This window comes from Paenibacillus sp. G2S3, assembly GCF_030123105.1.
GTDB lineage: Bacteria > Bacillota > Bacilli > Paenibacillales > Paenibacillaceae > Paenibacillus_AQ.
On sequence record NZ_CP126095.1, the window covers coordinates 3,258,908 to 3,274,864 of the forward strand.

Below are 15,957 nucleotides of genomic sequence, written 5' to 3' on the forward strand. Positions count from 1 at the left end.
ACCGAATCATCTTGCTCTATTTAGAACATACCTTTATGATGTGTTAGATAAAAGTAGATTTTATGAGAGGGGGAGCCACCTTGCTGGAGCCGTTATCTGATGAGATATTGCTGCAGAAGATTGCCATTCGCGACACGGATGCACTGGAGCAGTTATATGATAGATACGAGAGGTCTATTTATTCGTTTGCACTACGTATTGTAAAAGATGCTATGGAAGCGGAAGAAATTGTGCAAGAGCTATTCGTGCGGATTTGGAATGCAGCCAGTCGAATCGAAATAGAGAGCAATAAAGGAAAAATAAGTACCTGGATGTTTGCAATTACTCGCAACTTGGCAATTGACCGGCTTCGCAAGCAAGGGAGGCAACCGGAAGATCCCGTGGAAGACGTTGTATGGGAGCGGCTCCGGAGTGATGAGGAGTCAACCGAACTCACAGTTGAACATAATCTGCTAGGACAGCAGCTGAAGAAAGAAATAGAGGGTTTACAATCGGACCAAAAACAAGTGCTGGAATGGATTTATTACATGGGATACACACAGCAGGAGGTTGCGGATCAGCATAAAATTCCGTTGGGAACCGTAAAGAGCAGGGTAAGATTAGCGCTTAAAGCGTTGCGAGGTCGATTCGATATGTGGAAGGAGGAGATGCAGTATGAGCGCAGATCGTAAGGAGATGTGTGAGGATTTGAGCATGTATGTGCTAGGAGGATTGGACAAAAAGGAACGCGAAGCCTTTGAAGAGCATTTGAAGCTTTGTCCTGATTGCCAACAGGAAGCTGCTGAAATGACGGAACTTGTGAATTATTTTCCTCTTACCACAGAAGAGGTTGAGCCTCCTAAGGGAATGAAATCCCGCATCCTTACTCATGTCCTCCAATCTTCTATAGAGCCGAAACAGGAAGGAAATGAAACAGAAGTCTCTGACCTTACGGTAAATCATGAGCCTGAGAGAAGCGTTCGTCAACGTAAAGGGAGAATATACACTATATTAAGCGTGGCTTCTATCGTTCTTTTAATCACAACAAGTGTACTGGCTGTAAGGTTAAATGTGCTAAATGAGGATAAAAGCAATCTGCTTGCTGAGGTAGAGAAGCTGCGAGGTCAACTTGCGTTAAGTAATGAACCTGCGACCGGTCTTCAAGTCCATAATGTGGTGTCATTAAAACCAACGGTAAAGGATTTGGTTGCCCAAGGGACAGCGATGATCGTTATCGATAGCAAAGGAACGCATCTGATTGTGCAGGCGGAGAAGCTGCCTGAGCTGAAGGATGATGAAGCTTTTCAGGTATGGCTGCTCAAAGGTGGCAAACCGGTTAATGCGGGCACATTTCTCACTCGGGATGGAACAGGAGCACTTTATTATACGTTCTCACCTGATGATTATGATACCATTGCGATCACGCAAGAGCCTGACGCGAACGGTAAGGAACCTCGTGGAAACATAGTGCTAGCTGCGGAAATTTAAAGGTAAAATGTAAGAAAATGATTCACAACGAATGTCCTGAGATCTCTATCCGGGGCATTCGTTTTTTTATTTTTTAAATATTTTTCTGAAATAGTGATCCAGATCCTACTGACCAGCGTGTAACTGTATGAAAGCAATAATACTTTGGTCATACCATAACAAATAAGGGAGATGGAAAAGAATGAAGTTGAAGAAAATTGTTGCAACAGCAATAGTCACAGTACTACTGGTTCCGTCCATGGCGATGGCAGCGAATAATGGGGCAGTGAATCCAAATGTTAAAACACCAGCCTCGGATCTGAGAGCGACTCTTAGTCAGCTCCTCTCGACTCATTTTGAATACCAGGCGCTGACTACGTTAAAAGAATATCAAGGGACAATGGATGCAGAAACAGCAAAGGATATGCTGGAAAAGAATGCGGATGAAATGAAGGCAGCTGTGAAATCGATCTACGGTCAAGCGGGTGCCGATCAATTCGCGGAAATCTTTTCTTCTCAGTATAATGACAGTGCCAATTTGGGCACAGCTGTGAAGAATGGGAATGCAACACAAGAAGCAGAAGTGAAAAAGGATTTGTTACAGGAGTTTCCGACTGAGCTTGGTAATTTTCTAGGTACGGCAACTGCTGGTAATCTGCCTGCGGCTACGGCAACACAAGTGTTGAGCGCTCATGAGAAGGACGTTCAAGATTTCTTCTACAGCTACATTAAAGGGGACTACGATGCCGCATACGAACATTTCACTGTTGGATTCAAACGGATGTCCGATATTGGCTCGGCACTTGCCGGAGCCATCGTTAAGCAATTTCCAGATAAGTTCGACAATACAGTTGTAGTAACGCCCGCAAATGATTTAAGAGCGACGCTCGATCAACTGTTAGCCATTCATTTCTTCTATCAATCCATGACCACACTTGAGCAGTATAAAGGTGCGCCAGATGCGGAGACCGTTAGAGAACAGCTCGAAAAAAATGCGAATGAAATGAGCGCTGCTGTTAAATCATTATACGGTCAAGCGGGTGCCGATCAATTCGCACAAATCTTCTCATCGCAATACAGCAACAGCGCTGACTTGGGCATAGCCGTGAAAAACAACGACATGACCCAGGAAGGAAAAGTGAAAATGCAGCTTCTGCAAGACTTCCCAACTGCGCTTGGTAATTTCCTTGGTACGGCAACGGGTGGTAAACTACCTGCTGCGACTGCAACGCAAGTACTGCAAGCGCATGAACAAGATGTGCAGGACTATTTCTACAATTACATTAAAGGCGCCTATGAGAAAGCCTATAATGTTTTCGCTGCTGGGGATAAAAGAATGTATGTGATCGGCACAGCACTGGCTGATGCCATCGTTCAACAAATGCCAGAAAAGTTCACTACCCAGGTAACTCCATCACAACCAGCTTCATCTAACAACATGACAACAATCTGGATGAAGGTCGGAAGCAAGCAGCTGATCATCAATGATAAGACCACACAAATGGATACAACTCCTTTCCTGTGGAACAACTGGACGTTTATCCCTCTTCGTTATCTGAGTGAAGGAATCGGAGCGCAAGTTGGTTGGGATGCAAGTACTGATACGATCACGGTCAAAGCAGGGGATGATACGTTGACTTTCTGGGTCGGCAAAGATTATATGATGGTTAACAATGTGAAAAAAGAAATTGGTACACCAGTGATTATAAAAGATGGCCGCACCGCCGTTCCACTACGTTTTATTACTGAACTGCTTGGCTGGCATGTTGATTTCCAAAAAGCAGATGGGTCGATTACGCTGACTAAGGCAATGAAGTAAGAGGCGGTCAAAGATGTAAGAGCCCCAAATCCAAAGTAACAGGCAGTGATTCTCCATAACTGGGGTGTCGCTGCCTGTTAATCTTATTATTTTTTAAAGTACGCTCTATTGACACCTCTATACTTGGAAGCTATACTCTGAACATAACGTTAACGTCATGTTTTTGTGAGGTGATGAATATAAATAATCGCATGAGAATCGGAGAGCTAACCAAACGAGCCGGGGTAACTCCGCGTACGATTCGATACTATGAGAGTATAGGGCTTATGCCGCCTGGTGAACGTGAAGGCAATGGACAACACTATTACAGTGAAGAGACGCTTGAACGCTTACGAAAAATTGATCAGTTAAAAAAGTTAGGGCTCAGCTTGGAAGAAATACGTGGTGTAGTTGACCTTTATTTTATTGACCCTAGTGGTGTACAAACCAAACAGAAAGTACTCACAATTTTACGCCAGCATCTGACTGAGACGGATCAGAAAATGAGTGAACTACAGTTATTTCGAAATGAATTACAGACTCAAATAGAATACTTTGAACGCTGGTTTTCTGAAAGAGAAGAGAGCTAGCTCTTTTTTTACCCTAAACATGACGTTAACGTTATATTAGGGGGGACAACAAATAGAAATCGGAGGAATTAACAATGGAAAATCAAACAAACGGGATGGGATTATCCAGACTTGGGCTCGGCTGCGGTCGGATGTCAAATGCTACCGGAGACGCTGACCGAAAAGAAAGCATAGCAACGATCCACGCCGCACTTGATGCAGGAATCTCATTTATTAACACAGCCGATTTCTATAGCTCTGGTCACAACGAAATGCTGATTGGTGAAGCACTCAAAGGTTACAGAAGAGAGCAGGCTTATATATCTGTAAAGTTTGGAGGGTTATTAGCACCTAATGGTTCAATGTATGGATTAGATGTCAGACCGCTAACGGTAAAAAACTATCTTACTTATACATTAAAGAGATTGAATCTAGACTATATAGATCTTTATCAGCCGGCAAGAATTGATCTAAGCATCCCCGTTGAAGAAACTATAGGAGCGATTTCCGATATGGTTAAGGCAGGGTATGTCAGACATATAGGGCTTACACAAGTTGGAGCGGAGACTTTAAGAAAAGCTCAGGCAATACATCCGATTGCTATGGTAGAATCCGAATATTCTCTTTTCAATCGAAAAATTGAACAAGATATTCTACCGACAGCTAGAGAGTTAGGAATCGGCGTTGTAGCGTTTGGGACTTTGGCTCATGGGCTGCTTGGTGGCAACTGGTCAAAAAATAAAGTGGATGTGAACAACACCAGAATTCCGTTATATTTCAAAGAAAACATAGATAGCAATCTATCGCTTGTTGAAGCATTAAGTGAAATAGCTATAGAAAAACAAGTTACTGTATCACAGCTTGCTTTGGCTTGGATGTTATCTAAAGGAGAAGATATCATGCCTCAGATTGGGGCTAGACGGGTAAATCAGCTTCAAGAATCCATGAAATCGCTGGAGGTTAAGCTGAGTGATCATGATATTAAAAGAATTGAAGAGGCTATCCCAGAACATGCGATTGCTGGGGGAAGCTTTCCTGAGATCCATTTTAAAAATGGAGTCATCCCCCGCTAGTAATTTTAATGGAGGTGATCTAAACAACATACGGCAAACGGCAATTAATTAGATATTTTTTGTGCGTGAAATTGCTATCGGACACAGCTGACCTTAAAAGGAACTTTATCCCGCATTTCTAACTTCAACGGACCCCATCGCCGCTATTGGCCTGAAAAACACCAATTATGATCCTCTTTTTTAGGTATAGCTGCACTGTTGTCCGTAAACAAACGTAAAAGGCTAAAAACAAGCAAATAGCGTCAACTCGGTCCGAAAAGCTCAGAGGATGATCATGACTGGGCGATTTAGCAGTAGGTGTAATTGATTATAAACAGCCAAACATCGGTCCAAAATGCAGAGCAGCTATTCTCCGATAACGGAGGATCGTTGCTCTGCTGTTTTACGAAGCGTGTTGATTCCTACCTAGAAGGAATTTCTGAATTTCCTTCTAATTCTTTATAGATAGAAAAAGGAGGCGACTTATTTGAAAAGAAGACATGAAGTTTTGTTTGAACAGCTGAATACATACCGGAGTGAGTTACTGGAAATGGTGGCTGAGGTATCTGAGACAGAGGCTGATATTATCCCTCAAGGTTTTAATAATAACATCCGATGGAATTTAGGTCATATCTATGTAGATCAATATTTATGGATACAAGCACTGACCAAAGAAGATATCCCATTTCCAATGGGATTCAATGAATGGTTCGGTTACGGTACAAGTCCTTACCGATTCACGGATGAGACGCCGACATTCTCTGAGCTAATTCCGATTTTACAGCTACAGCCACAGGTCATTCAGGAGTTGTATCAAGATCGCCTGGAGGAAGAGTTCACCCCGACTGAAATGGGGATGCATACTATTGAGCAGATGTTGATAAGAACGATTTTTCATGAAGGGCTACATATGGGTGCGATTCAAGCATTGATGAGACAGTTACGAAAAGAAGTAGGAGAAAGTTTGACATATTAATCGTTATAATACTTTCCCGTACTTCTTTCTGTAATGACTTAATGTGAGTAAAGGCCAGATATACCGATAACTGTGATAATTAGAATAGAAATTCCCAGGGAGACCAGCGCCTGTCGGATAGGAGCTCTTCCAATCGATTTCGTTCATAGATGATATTAGTCTTTGAATTCCTCGATCTACCGCAGGTGTAGGTTCTGCTTGAACAGCGATGAGTGCATCAAGCGCCCATGCCGTTTGGGAAGGCGTACTTTCACCTAATGGCACATACTTCAAAAGACGATCACTATGACAAGATTCCCCCCAACCCCCATCTGAGTTCTGTATGCTTAGGAGCCAATTCGTTCCTTTTTGCAATGTATCATGATCTGTTGGCATACCAACTGCTTGTAAACCTGTTATTGCAGCCCATGTCCCATAGATATAACAAACGCCCCATCTTCCGTACCAAGAGCCATCGTGCTCCTGATGCTGAATCAGCCATTTCACACCTCGCTCGATGAATTCATTCCGCGTATCAAGTCCGGCAAAGTTTCCGAGATACTCCAAAGTTCGCCCGGTAAGATCTGCCTCCGAGGGATCAATAGCAGCAGATTTAGCGCCATCGATTGCGAGCCAAGTAAGCGTTTCTTTATTGGTGTTTTTTTCAAAAGCTGGCCAGCCACCGTCTTTATTCTGCATCGATAAAACCCAGTTCAGTCCACGATTCCATGACTCTAGAAAGGATGGCTGAGTCTTCGATAAACTTCGTATGGCTCGTAAAGCAGCGGTCGTGTCATCCACATCCGGATTTATTGTATTAGATTCTGAGAATCCCCATCCTCCGGGAGCCGTATCCGGATTATGAATGCTCCAATCAGCAGTTTTATCCTGCTGTCTGGACAGTAGATACGAAGCAGCACGTTTCATCGTGAGATGATGATCGGTAATTTGTGCCTCCTGCAAAGCATAGGCAATTAGAGCCGTGTCCCATATCGTAGACGGAGAGTTTTGAATTGTTGTTTTGTATTCAGAGCGGCATTGCATGGCGATAAGCCCATCTATAGCATTCTTAATTAGTGGATGCTGCTGATCATAGTCTAGGGCTAGCAGTGCAAACACCATAAGAATTGTACTAGTTGCGTAACTGTATAGAGTTCCATCAGATTCAATTCGCTGGAGCATGAACTGCTCTGCTTTCGCTTGGGAGACTTCGTGAATGTGACGAGGACTTCCAAGAAGTCTTTTTAGGCCAGATTGCAAAACGTCCTGCAGCTCTAGATATCCACGGGAAGCGTGTTCATCTTCTTCAAAGCGTGTGTCTATGAGATCAGACAGATCAGGAGCATTAGCTGTTGAGATCGTGAAGCGCCGATCGGCCATAATGAGCATTGGAGTGAGGTGTACCCTAGAGTAGCCGGAGAACTCAAAATAGTTAATAGGAAAGTAGGACGGGAACAATAGTACCTCTAATGGGATCGAAGAAATCGCCAAAGGCCATTTGCTCTGTCCCGTAGCTGCAAGAATGACTCTAGTTAAGATGCTAGTAACTTTTCCAATCCCACCTTTGGATTGAATATAATGCTTAGCGCGCAATATCGGCGCATCTTTTACCTTACTGTACCCGGAGTAGAGAAGGGCGTAGTAGGCTTCAACCGAGGTAGATAAGTTTCCATCTTCTTCATCTCTATATAATTGCCAGAATCCAGCGGACTGTTGCTCAGCAAGAATACGATCATGTAGCTGTCGGATCAGAGCTTCATTCTGCACATTCAATATCCGAAAGAGGATGATGATATACGCATCGATAACGATCCCATTCTCAAAACAAAAATGCCAAGATCCATCTTGCTGCTGTTGATCAATCAGGAATGCTGTTAAACGCTCGATCTCATGATCTACTGTGCTCAGTATAGGATTCATTCCATAGGTACCTCCGAAGTCCTTCATTTTTAGTATTATATGATGGAAGAGAGGTTGAAAGAAGCTAAAATGCCTTCGGCGTCCTTTTAAGGACGGTACGTGTTAATGTGAGAAATGCAAGGAGAAAGTGTAAAGTGAAACTTATACTTTCTTGTATTTTGAAAAAGGACTGTAAAGTTGCTTTATGCAACCTCACAGCCCTATAGATTATGTTAGCTAATTAATAGTTTAATTAATTTTCAATCACGATACGATTCAGCTTGAGATTCACCGGAGCGGCAATGGTGTCACCCACAGGGCATTTGCTCTCTAGAAATTGTACGAATGCTTCGACCTTCTCGGCTGGCGATGGGGTCTTTATGTAGAATGTATAGCGAATATCGGAGTAGCCAGGGCGTACTTCAGAGCGGTTGAAAAATCCATCGAGGTCCAGATCACCTTCAACGTCTACTCTGAAATCTTCAAGCTCTACCTCAAATTTGGAGGCATAGACTCTAGCTACTATGGATTGGCAGGCCCCTAAAGAAGCAAGCAAAGCTTCAACAGGATTCATTCCTGTATCCGTACCCCCAAGACTTTGTGGTTCATCGATGACAAGCTCGAATTGTCTTGCTTTAGTAATGACCTTAACCCCATCTTGTAAATGGGCAGTTGCTTTGAAAGTTTGAACATTAGGCATGTGTTTACACTCCTTCTTCTGGACAACCCAAGTTTGATTTGATATTTCAGAATGGATTAATTCATAGTAATTTTCTAGGAATTGTTTAGATTATAGTTCGTTTCTTTATACCCTGTCAATACTTGATTAGTTTTATTGGATTTTTATACATGAACTGTAATCTATACAAAAGTAATAGCATATATGAAAACAAGTCATTTTACGACAAAATCCTGCGTTGTGAAAATTATTTAAAAGTTGTAGTATTGTAACCGATTACATTTTAGCTGGATAAAATGGAGGGAGCGACGATCTTTTTACTTAATAGGCCTATTTCCATCCGAACGATGTTGCTTACTGTATTTTTGCTCCTGATGCTGTTTCCTTTGGTTGTCATCACCTATATCATTTACGAGAAAGAGAACGAAATCTATCAGAAGCAAGTCAGTCAATACTTACTACAAACGGTTAGTCAGACCCAGCGTGTGCTTGAGTCGGATCTTACGGAAATTGATAGACTCACCTGGCCGCTGCTTTATCAGCATTCGCTCGATTTTCTGGATGCCTCATACAATACCCCTTATCTGCTTATGGAAGCGAATCAGAAATTCAAAGAACTGGTTTACTCGGACCTATTCAGAGGTCGATTGGATCTTATTCGCGCCGTATATTTGATTACCCCCAACAAAACCGTATTTTCATCCGACAGTGCTTTTCAGAATTACTCCCAAATGAATATCGATAACTATCAGCATATTGTAGAGGAAGTTCAGAAGAATCCCTTGCAAATGAGCTGGTACAGTGATGAATGGGCCATCTACAGGGGAAAAAACGGCTTCGATACGCCGGTACGAAACTCAGTCACTGCAGCACGACAGATTATTGACAGCAATACATCCGAAGTGCGGGGATACCTTTTTATTCAACTAAATGATCGTTTTATAGAGGAGAATTTAGATAATATCCAGATTGGCTCAACTGGGACCTTAATTGTATCCGATGCCAGCGGAGATGAGATCTATCAGCAGCGTTCACCTTTGCTTGATGAGCCAGATATTGCTGAAGCTGTAAATTTTTCTTCCTTGCAAGGGACGGGAGTCGTGAAATTTTCGCAAAAATGGTTGATGGCCTATGATACGTCTACAGTTAGTGGATGGAAGATGACTGCGGTTGTTCCACTCGAAGAGCTGATGCGACCCAATCTTAAAATTCTACAATATTTGCTGGTCATGGGTGGGCTTGGTGCAGTTATCTTCACGATTATTTCTATTCTGATGGCCACTGCGATCTCAAGACCGGTAATTAAGCTGGCCAAGCTGATGCCGTTTCTTTCCTTTGATCAACTGCATGTTGAAGAGATTCAGGGCTCCATTCAGGAAATCAGCATTCTGCAACGGAATTTCAACCGGTTGATGCATAGGATTCAACAGCTTATTCAAGAGAATGAACAGCAGGAGAAGGAAAAACGTGAGGCTCTACTTCAAGCATTGCAAATGCAGATTCAACCCCACTTTCTGTACAATACCTTGGATACGATTTATTGGATGTCAAAAAAGTATAAAGCAGATTCCATCAGCAAGCTTGTCACCGCACTGGGCCGATTTTTCCGGTTCACTTTAAATGCGGAGGCGGAATGGACGACAGTGCAAAAAGAGATGGATCATATTGAAAACTATTTGTTGATCCAATCCTTCCGTTACCGAGACAAGCTGCTATACGAGATCACATTAGATCCTGAGACTCTAAATAGCCGGATTATGCCGTTAATTTTACAGCCAATTGTTGAGAATGCCCTTGAGCATGGCATTGCCAAGATTGGAGGAGGCGGGAAAGTGACGATCAGGACATTCAAGCAGGATAACCGGGTATATATTGCGATACACAATACAGGTGAAAAAATCGATTTGGAGCATGTGAAGCTGCAATTTGACAATGCAAACAGTGAACATTTAGGGCTACGGAATGTACAGAAGCGAATCTCGTTGGCATTTGGCCCTGAATTTGGATTACAAATAGAAGCAGATGAGGTTGAAGGAACAGTGGTGACCATATGTATTCCTTTCGAAGAATATCATTAAGTCTGACACAAGGGAGGTGGAAACATGAGCCGCTGGAAATTTAATAGATTAATTATCATTTCTTTTGTATTGCTGCTTGTCTGGGCGTTTAGTGGATTAATTCTTCTGGACTTGGATACGGATGTTGCAGCATTGCCTCCAGAACCATCCAAAAGAATCAAAGTGTTGATCCGTACCGGCACTGAGTCCGCAGCATTACGCCAGCTACTTGCACCGTTTGAGAAAGAAACGGGCATTCAGGTTGATTTTATTGAACTGGGGCGAGAAGGTTATTTCACTTTTGTAGGAACTCAATTGCTTGCAGGCTCGGACGACTTCGATATCGTATTCATGCCTAATACTTCAATTGCCCAGTTTGCTTCAGCTAAAGCGATCGTACCGCTGGATAATTATATTTATCAAGCTCAGAGAACAGATCCGGTAGGGATGGACCTGAATGATTTTTTGGCTGTATATAAATATCAAGACTCTATCTATGCTTTGCCTACGGATATCAGTACGCATTTTTTATATTACCGCAGTGATCTGATCCCTAACCCTCCTGAAACTTGGGATGAAGTATATAAGCTTGCGCGGAACTTCTCACAGCAAGAGAATAAACAATCACCGACCAAATGGGGACTGGTCATGCCTGCGATTGTGCCGGAGGAGCGATCTAAAATATTCGCCTCTCTGTTATGGTCATTCGGTGGTGATTTTCTGGATGAGGATAGTGGTGAAGTGCTGCTAGATTCGAAAGCTTCGATCCAGGCTGGTGATTATTTGGCACGTCTCATTCGCGAGAAAATTATACCGGACGACTTGTTATCATGGGATTTTGTTAAAACAAGAGACTCGCTGTTATCAGGAGAAGTTGCAATGGCCGCTCCATATTGGAATTCGTCTTATCCTATGATCAAGTCAAGCGATAGCCGCTATAAAGATGTGATTAAGGTAGCTTTACTTCCAGGAATGAGGGGTGAGAACGGGGCAGTAGAGCATATTCCTTTTCAGCATGGTTGGACTATGGCTATTAATGCTAGCTCCAACAACAAGGATCTTGCTTGGAAGTTCATCGATTATTCAACTGGTAAACGGGGTGGAAGAATCTATACTCTTGCCGGGGGTGTGCCTGCCAGACGTTCACTGCTCAGTGATCCTAAGCTCCAAGAGAAACGTCCGGATTTCGCATTGATTCTAGATTCGATGAAATGGGCTAAGAACGAACCTTCGATTACATATTATCCAGCTATGGTGGATACGGTGGAAAGGGCGCTGGCCAAAATTGTAACGCTTTATGAGGAGCCAAAGGATGCTTTTCGGGAGGCAGCTATTGAATTGCGTCGGTTGGGCGCACGGACCAATAAATAAGTAGAGGTGAAGTTTAAATGACTAATCAAAAGTGTCGGGCGATGATTATAGATGATGAAGCTTGGATTCGAGAAGGATTAAGTGAGCATATTGAATGGGAGAAGCTCGGTATTGCGTTGGTCAAGGTTTTTCAAGATGGCAATGAAGCGCTTGCGTATCTGGAAGAAGATTCGACCGATATCATTCTGTCCGATATACGTATGCCCAATATGACAGGTCTCGAGCTGGTTGCTCGGTTACGTGAGATGGGGAGAAACGATACCACCAGAAACCTATCTCAGATTAAGGTTATTTTCCTCAGTGGTTATGGAGATTTTAAATATGCTCAGGAAGCTTTGCGCCTGGGAGCTGTGGATTACCTACTTAAGCCTGCGGATGTGGAAGAAATTGAAATCGCCCTTTTGAAAGCTAAAGCACTGTGCAACAGGGATGGTGAGGAATCCTCTGTACTCACGGGTCTAGAACCGGTAGAGGAACCAAGCTCTTATCTGATCAAAAAAGCTCTTCAATTTATCCAAGTACATTATGCGGAAGATATTTCACTGGCACATATTGCGGGAGAGCTGTTTGTGACCCCCAATTACCTAAGTCGTTTATTCCGTCAAGAAACGGGGCAAGTATTCAGCGACTATTTATCCCGTATTAGAATAGACAAAGCTTATACTATGCTGGTCGACAGCAATTTGAAGATTTATCAGATTGGAGAAGCCGTTGGTTACCCCAATCCGCGTTACTTCAGTGAATGGTTTCAGAAGAATGCAGGCATGTCACCAGGAGATTACAGAAAAAGAAATGCATAGAGTCGGAGCCACTTAGGGAGAAAAAGCGGAAGAAAAGATAGATTCACCACATTATTTCAATCCTTTCAATCCATTAATATGAGTAGTGTAAAGCGTTTACAATACGGTGGATTGAAAGGGGTAATCAAGTGAAACGCAAATTGGGTCTAATGCTTACGACGGTAGCCATGGGCGGTATGCTGCTGTCAGGTTGTGGCGGCAATTCGAATCAATCTTCTTCCGCTTCACCATCTCCATCTCCAGAATCAACCTCTACTAAAGTGGAATCCACAAGTACACCGGCTAAAACTGAAGAAAAAAAGCAGGTTGAAATCTTCAGCTGGTGGACCGGAGCGGGAGAAGAAGCGGGTCTTAAAGGTCTCATCAAAGAGTTTCAAGGCAAGCAGCCCGATATTGAAGTGATTAACTCAGCAGTATCTGGTGGAGCAGGAACCAATGCCAAAGCAGTTCTCGCCAGTCGAATGCAAGGGGGAGATCCACCCGATGCATTCCAGGTTCATGGCGGTTCGGAGCTAAACTCTGGTTGGGTTGCGGCCGACAAAGTAATCCCTCTTAACGATTTGTACGAGTCAGAAGGCTGGATGGATAAGTTCCCGAAAGATCTAATTGACCTTGTCAGCCATGAGGGCAATATCTACTCTGTACCCGTTAATATCCATAGGGGCAATGTAGTGTTCTACAACAAAAAAATATTTGATGACAACAATTTGAAAGCGCCAACTACCTTTGAGGAGTTCTTTGCAGTTGCGGATGCGCTTAAAGCAAAAGGAATTGTGCCGCTTGCACTAGGTGATAAAGAACCGTGGACAGCAACGATGGTGTTCGAGAATATCCTGCTTGGAGAGCTCGGTGCAGACGGCTACAAAAAGCTGTGGACTGGAGAACTTTCCTTTGATGACGCTAAGGTTAAGAGCTCGTTAGAAACTTTCAAGAAAATGATGACCTATATCAATAACGATCATGCTGCACGGAATTGGCAGGATGCCGCCCAATTGGTTGCTAAAGGGGATGCTGCCATGAACATTATGGGTGACTGGGCAAAAGGATACTTCACCACGGATCTTCAATTAACAGCAAACAAAGATTTTGGCTGGGCGCCAACGCCTAATACATCTGGAATGTTTATGGTCATCACGGATACTTTCGCGATCCCTAAGGGTGCTAAAAATGAAGCGTCGGCGAAAGAGTGGTTAAAGGTTCTAGGTTCTGTCGAAGGGCAGGACGTATTCAACCCGCTAAAGGGCTCCATACCCGCACGCATCGATGCTGACAAAAACAAATATGATGTTTATGGACAACAGACGATTGAGGACTTTAAAGTTAGCAAGCTCGCTCCTAGTATGGCGCACGGTTCTGCTGCTCCAGAAGGCTTCACCACACAAGCCAATCAGGTCGTTAATATTTTCGTAACTAATGGAGATGTGGATCAAGCATTAAAAGCTCTGAAGCAGGCGCAAAGTACAGAAATCAAGTAGAACAGTAAGGGTCAGGACGTTCTGCTTGCGTTCCTGGCCCTCCTTCTTAGGAGTGAAAATATGAGTGACATAACAACTGCCGAGCTTCCTATTCAGCCTTCCCCCAAGCCACGCAGAGGCTGGAATCTTACGAAAAGTATTCCAATTCTAATGATTTTACCTTCATTGATTGTTATTGGCATCTTTGTATACGGCTTTATCGGCAGGACGGCATTTGTGTCTCTGACCGACTGGAATACATTGGTGAAGTCTAATCATTTCATTGGACTTGATAATTATCGTTTCTTATTTCAGGATTTCCGCTTTCAGTCTGATTTACGAAATACATTGGCATTCACTGTACTATTTATCGCTTTATCCATGTTCGCGGGTCTTTTTCTTGCTAGAATGGTGGATTCAAAAATTAAAGGAGAAACTTTTTTCCGTAATGTATTCATTTTTCCAATGTCCTTATCTTTTATCGTCACAGGCGTTGTCTGGCAATGGATCCTCTCACCCAAAACGGGAGTCAATCTTCTCCTTAGTGGGCTAGGGCTTAAAGATGTGCCCAATTGGTATGTAAGTACAACAATCATTCCGTCATTACATCTGGGACAAATTCAATTCGGACTGCCGCTCGCAGTGATCGCTGTTGTTATCGCCGCCGTCTGGCAAATGACGGGATTTGCAATGGCTATGTATTTGGCTGGTCTACGAGCGATCTCTGATGACTTACGCGAAGCCGCACGGGTGGATGGCGCCACTGAAGGCCAGATTTTCCGAAAAGTGATTATCCCTCAGCTTAAACCGATCTCTATGAGCTTGATCATTATTTTGGCACATATCTCTTTGAAAATATTTGACTTAATCTATGCGATGACAGGCCCTGGAGCTATGTTCGTTACCGATGTTCCCGGCATGTATATGTTCGAGACCACCTTCAGAGGGAATCATTACGCTCAGGGTGCAGGAATCGCCATTATTATGCTGCTGTTTGTCTCTCTCTTTATTGTCCCTTATTTAATTACTAGTTTCAGAAAGGAGAGACCTTAACCATGGCCAAGTCACGGTTCAATCAAATCATGAAATATATCCTATTAACTGTGCTTGCTGCGGTCTTTCTGGTTCCCGTTTATGTCATGCTCGTTACAAGTATTAAAAGCTTGAATGAAATTACATTGGATCAAATGTGGAGGTTACCTTCTGAACTGAATTTCTCGGGTTACCGGGAGGCTTACAATAAGCTCATTCCGAACCTGATCAACAGCTTCTATCTGGCCATTCCCGCCACATTAATTTCCTCTTTACTGGGTTCAATGAACGGTTATGTGCTTTCTAAGTGGCGTTTTAAAGGTTCGGATGTTCTCTTCGCGTTCATGCTATTCGGCATGTTTATTCCCTATCAAAGTATTCTCATTCCATTAATTCAGTTTTTGCAATCCATTGAGCTTTACAATACAATTCCGGGTTTGATTCTCGTACATGTGGTATACGGGCTGCCGATTTGTACATTGATGTTTCGCAATTTCTACGTCGGGATTCCGAACGAATTATTGGAAGCTGCACAAATTGATGGCAATGGCTTTTTCGGAATTTATAAAAATGTAATCTTTCCGTTGTCGATTTCTGGTTTCGTAGTGGTGGGAATATGGCAGTTTACGAGTGTGTGGAACGAGTTTCTGTTTGCGGTCACGCTCACCTCACAGAAGCAGCAACCCATTATGGTGGCTCTGCAAAACTTGTCCGGAAGCCAGATTGTGGAGTGGAATGTGCAGATGGCAGGCGCGTTGCTTGCCGCGTTGCCGACGTTGCTCGTTTATATTTTCCTAGGAAGATACTTTATTAAGGGATTGCTTGCGGGTTCAATTAAAGGCTGA

General features: G+C 43.2%; 14 protein-coding genes. 12 read left to right on the forward strand and 2 right to left on the reverse strand.

The window, feature by feature from the left end:
- The first annotated feature begins 80 nt into the window (after positions 1-80).
- The 6 genes from QNH28_RS14375 to QNH28_RS14400 all read left to right on the forward strand — a co-directional run bounded on the left by QNH28_RS14375 (position 81) and on the right by QNH28_RS14400 (position 5,841).
- Complete coding sequence (locus tag QNH28_RS14375; protein WP_283911945.1) at positions 81-671, forward strand: RNA polymerase sigma factor; 591 nt, start codon at positions 81-83, stop codon at positions 669-671.
- The gene (locus QNH28_RS14380) at positions 655-1,467 is read left to right on the forward strand and encodes an anti-sigma factor (protein ID WP_283911946.1); all 813 of its coding nucleotides are present in this window, start codon (positions 655-657) and stop codon (positions 1,465-1,467) included. The genes QNH28_RS14375 and QNH28_RS14380 overlap by 17 nt, the downstream gene beginning before the upstream one ends.
- Before the next feature lie 181 nt (positions 1,468-1,648).
- Positions 1,649-3,265 carry a copper amine oxidase N-terminal domain-containing protein gene (locus tag QNH28_RS14385; protein ID WP_283911947.1) on the forward strand — a complete coding sequence of 539 codons (1,617 nt, stop codon included), beginning with the start codon at positions 1,649-1,651 and terminating at the stop codon, positions 3,263-3,265.
- A 191-nt stretch (positions 3,266-3,456) separates the two neighbouring features.
- On the forward strand, positions 3,457-3,834 hold the full coding sequence (locus tag QNH28_RS14390; protein WP_283911948.1) for a MerR family transcriptional regulator: 378 nt from the start codon (positions 3,457-3,459) through the stop codon (positions 3,832-3,834).
- Positions 3,835-3,908: 74 nt separating this feature from the next.
- The gene (locus QNH28_RS14395; protein ID WP_283911949.1) at positions 3,909-4,886 is read left to right on the forward strand and encodes an aldo/keto reductase; all 978 of its coding nucleotides are present in this window, start codon (positions 3,909-3,911) and stop codon (positions 4,884-4,886) included.
- 466 nt (positions 4,887-5,352) lie between these two features.
- Positions 5,353-5,841 (forward strand): DinB family protein, encoded by a 489-nt coding sequence (locus tag QNH28_RS14400; RefSeq protein ID WP_283911950.1) that lies wholly within the window; start codon positions 5,353-5,355, stop codon positions 5,839-5,841.
- A gap of 3 nt (positions 5,842-5,844) precedes the next feature.
- Here QNH28_RS14400 and shc read toward each other — a convergent pair whose 3' ends face one another.
- Together shc and QNH28_RS14410 are read right to left on the reverse strand one after the other, a co-directional pair.
- Positions 5,845-7,740: a squalene--hopene cyclase gene (gene shc / locus QNH28_RS14405; RefSeq protein WP_283911951.1), complete on the reverse strand. Its 1,896-nt coding sequence runs from the start codon at positions 7,738-7,740 to the stop codon at positions 5,845-5,847.
- Positions 7,741-7,972: 232 nt separating this feature from the next.
- Entirely contained in the window at positions 7,973-8,419 is a 447-nt protein-coding gene (locus QNH28_RS14410) for an OsmC family protein (RefSeq protein WP_283911952.1), read from the reverse strand.
- A 353-nt stretch (positions 8,420-8,772) separates the two neighbouring features.
- On the opposite strand from QNH28_RS14410, the gene QNH28_RS14415 reads away from it, so the two are divergent.
- The 6 genes from QNH28_RS14415 to QNH28_RS14440 all read left to right on the forward strand — a co-directional run bounded on the left by QNH28_RS14415 (position 8,773) and on the right by QNH28_RS14440 (position 15,957).
- A complete protein-coding gene (locus QNH28_RS14415) occupies positions 8,773-10,476 on the forward strand; it encodes a sensor histidine kinase (RefSeq protein WP_283911953.1) in 1,704 nt (567 codons plus the stop codon).
- 24 nt (positions 10,477-10,500) lie between these two features.
- On the forward strand, positions 10,501-11,826 hold the full coding sequence (locus QNH28_RS14420; RefSeq protein ID WP_283911954.1) for an extracellular solute-binding protein: 1,326 nt from the start codon (positions 10,501-10,503) through the stop codon (positions 11,824-11,826).
- A gap of 17 nt (positions 11,827-11,843) precedes the next feature.
- Complete coding sequence (locus QNH28_RS14425; protein ID WP_283911955.1) at positions 11,844-12,626, forward strand: response regulator transcription factor; 783 nt, start codon at positions 11,844-11,846, stop codon at positions 12,624-12,626.
- A 167-nt stretch (positions 12,627-12,793) separates the two neighbouring features.
- The gene (locus QNH28_RS14430; protein WP_481858388.1) at positions 12,794-14,101 is read left to right on the forward strand and encodes an ABC transporter substrate-binding protein; all 1,308 of its coding nucleotides are present in this window, start codon (positions 12,794-12,796) and stop codon (positions 14,099-14,101) included.
- Positions 14,102-14,161: 60 nt separating this feature from the next.
- Positions 14,162-15,133: a carbohydrate ABC transporter permease gene (locus QNH28_RS14435; protein ID WP_283911956.1), complete on the forward strand. Its 972-nt coding sequence runs from the start codon at positions 14,162-14,164 to the stop codon at positions 15,131-15,133.
- Positions 15,134-15,162: 29 nt separating this feature from the next.
- Positions 15,163-15,957, forward strand: coding sequence for a carbohydrate ABC transporter permease (locus tag QNH28_RS14440; RefSeq protein WP_481858389.1), 795 nt, complete (start codon positions 15,163-15,165; stop codon positions 15,955-15,957).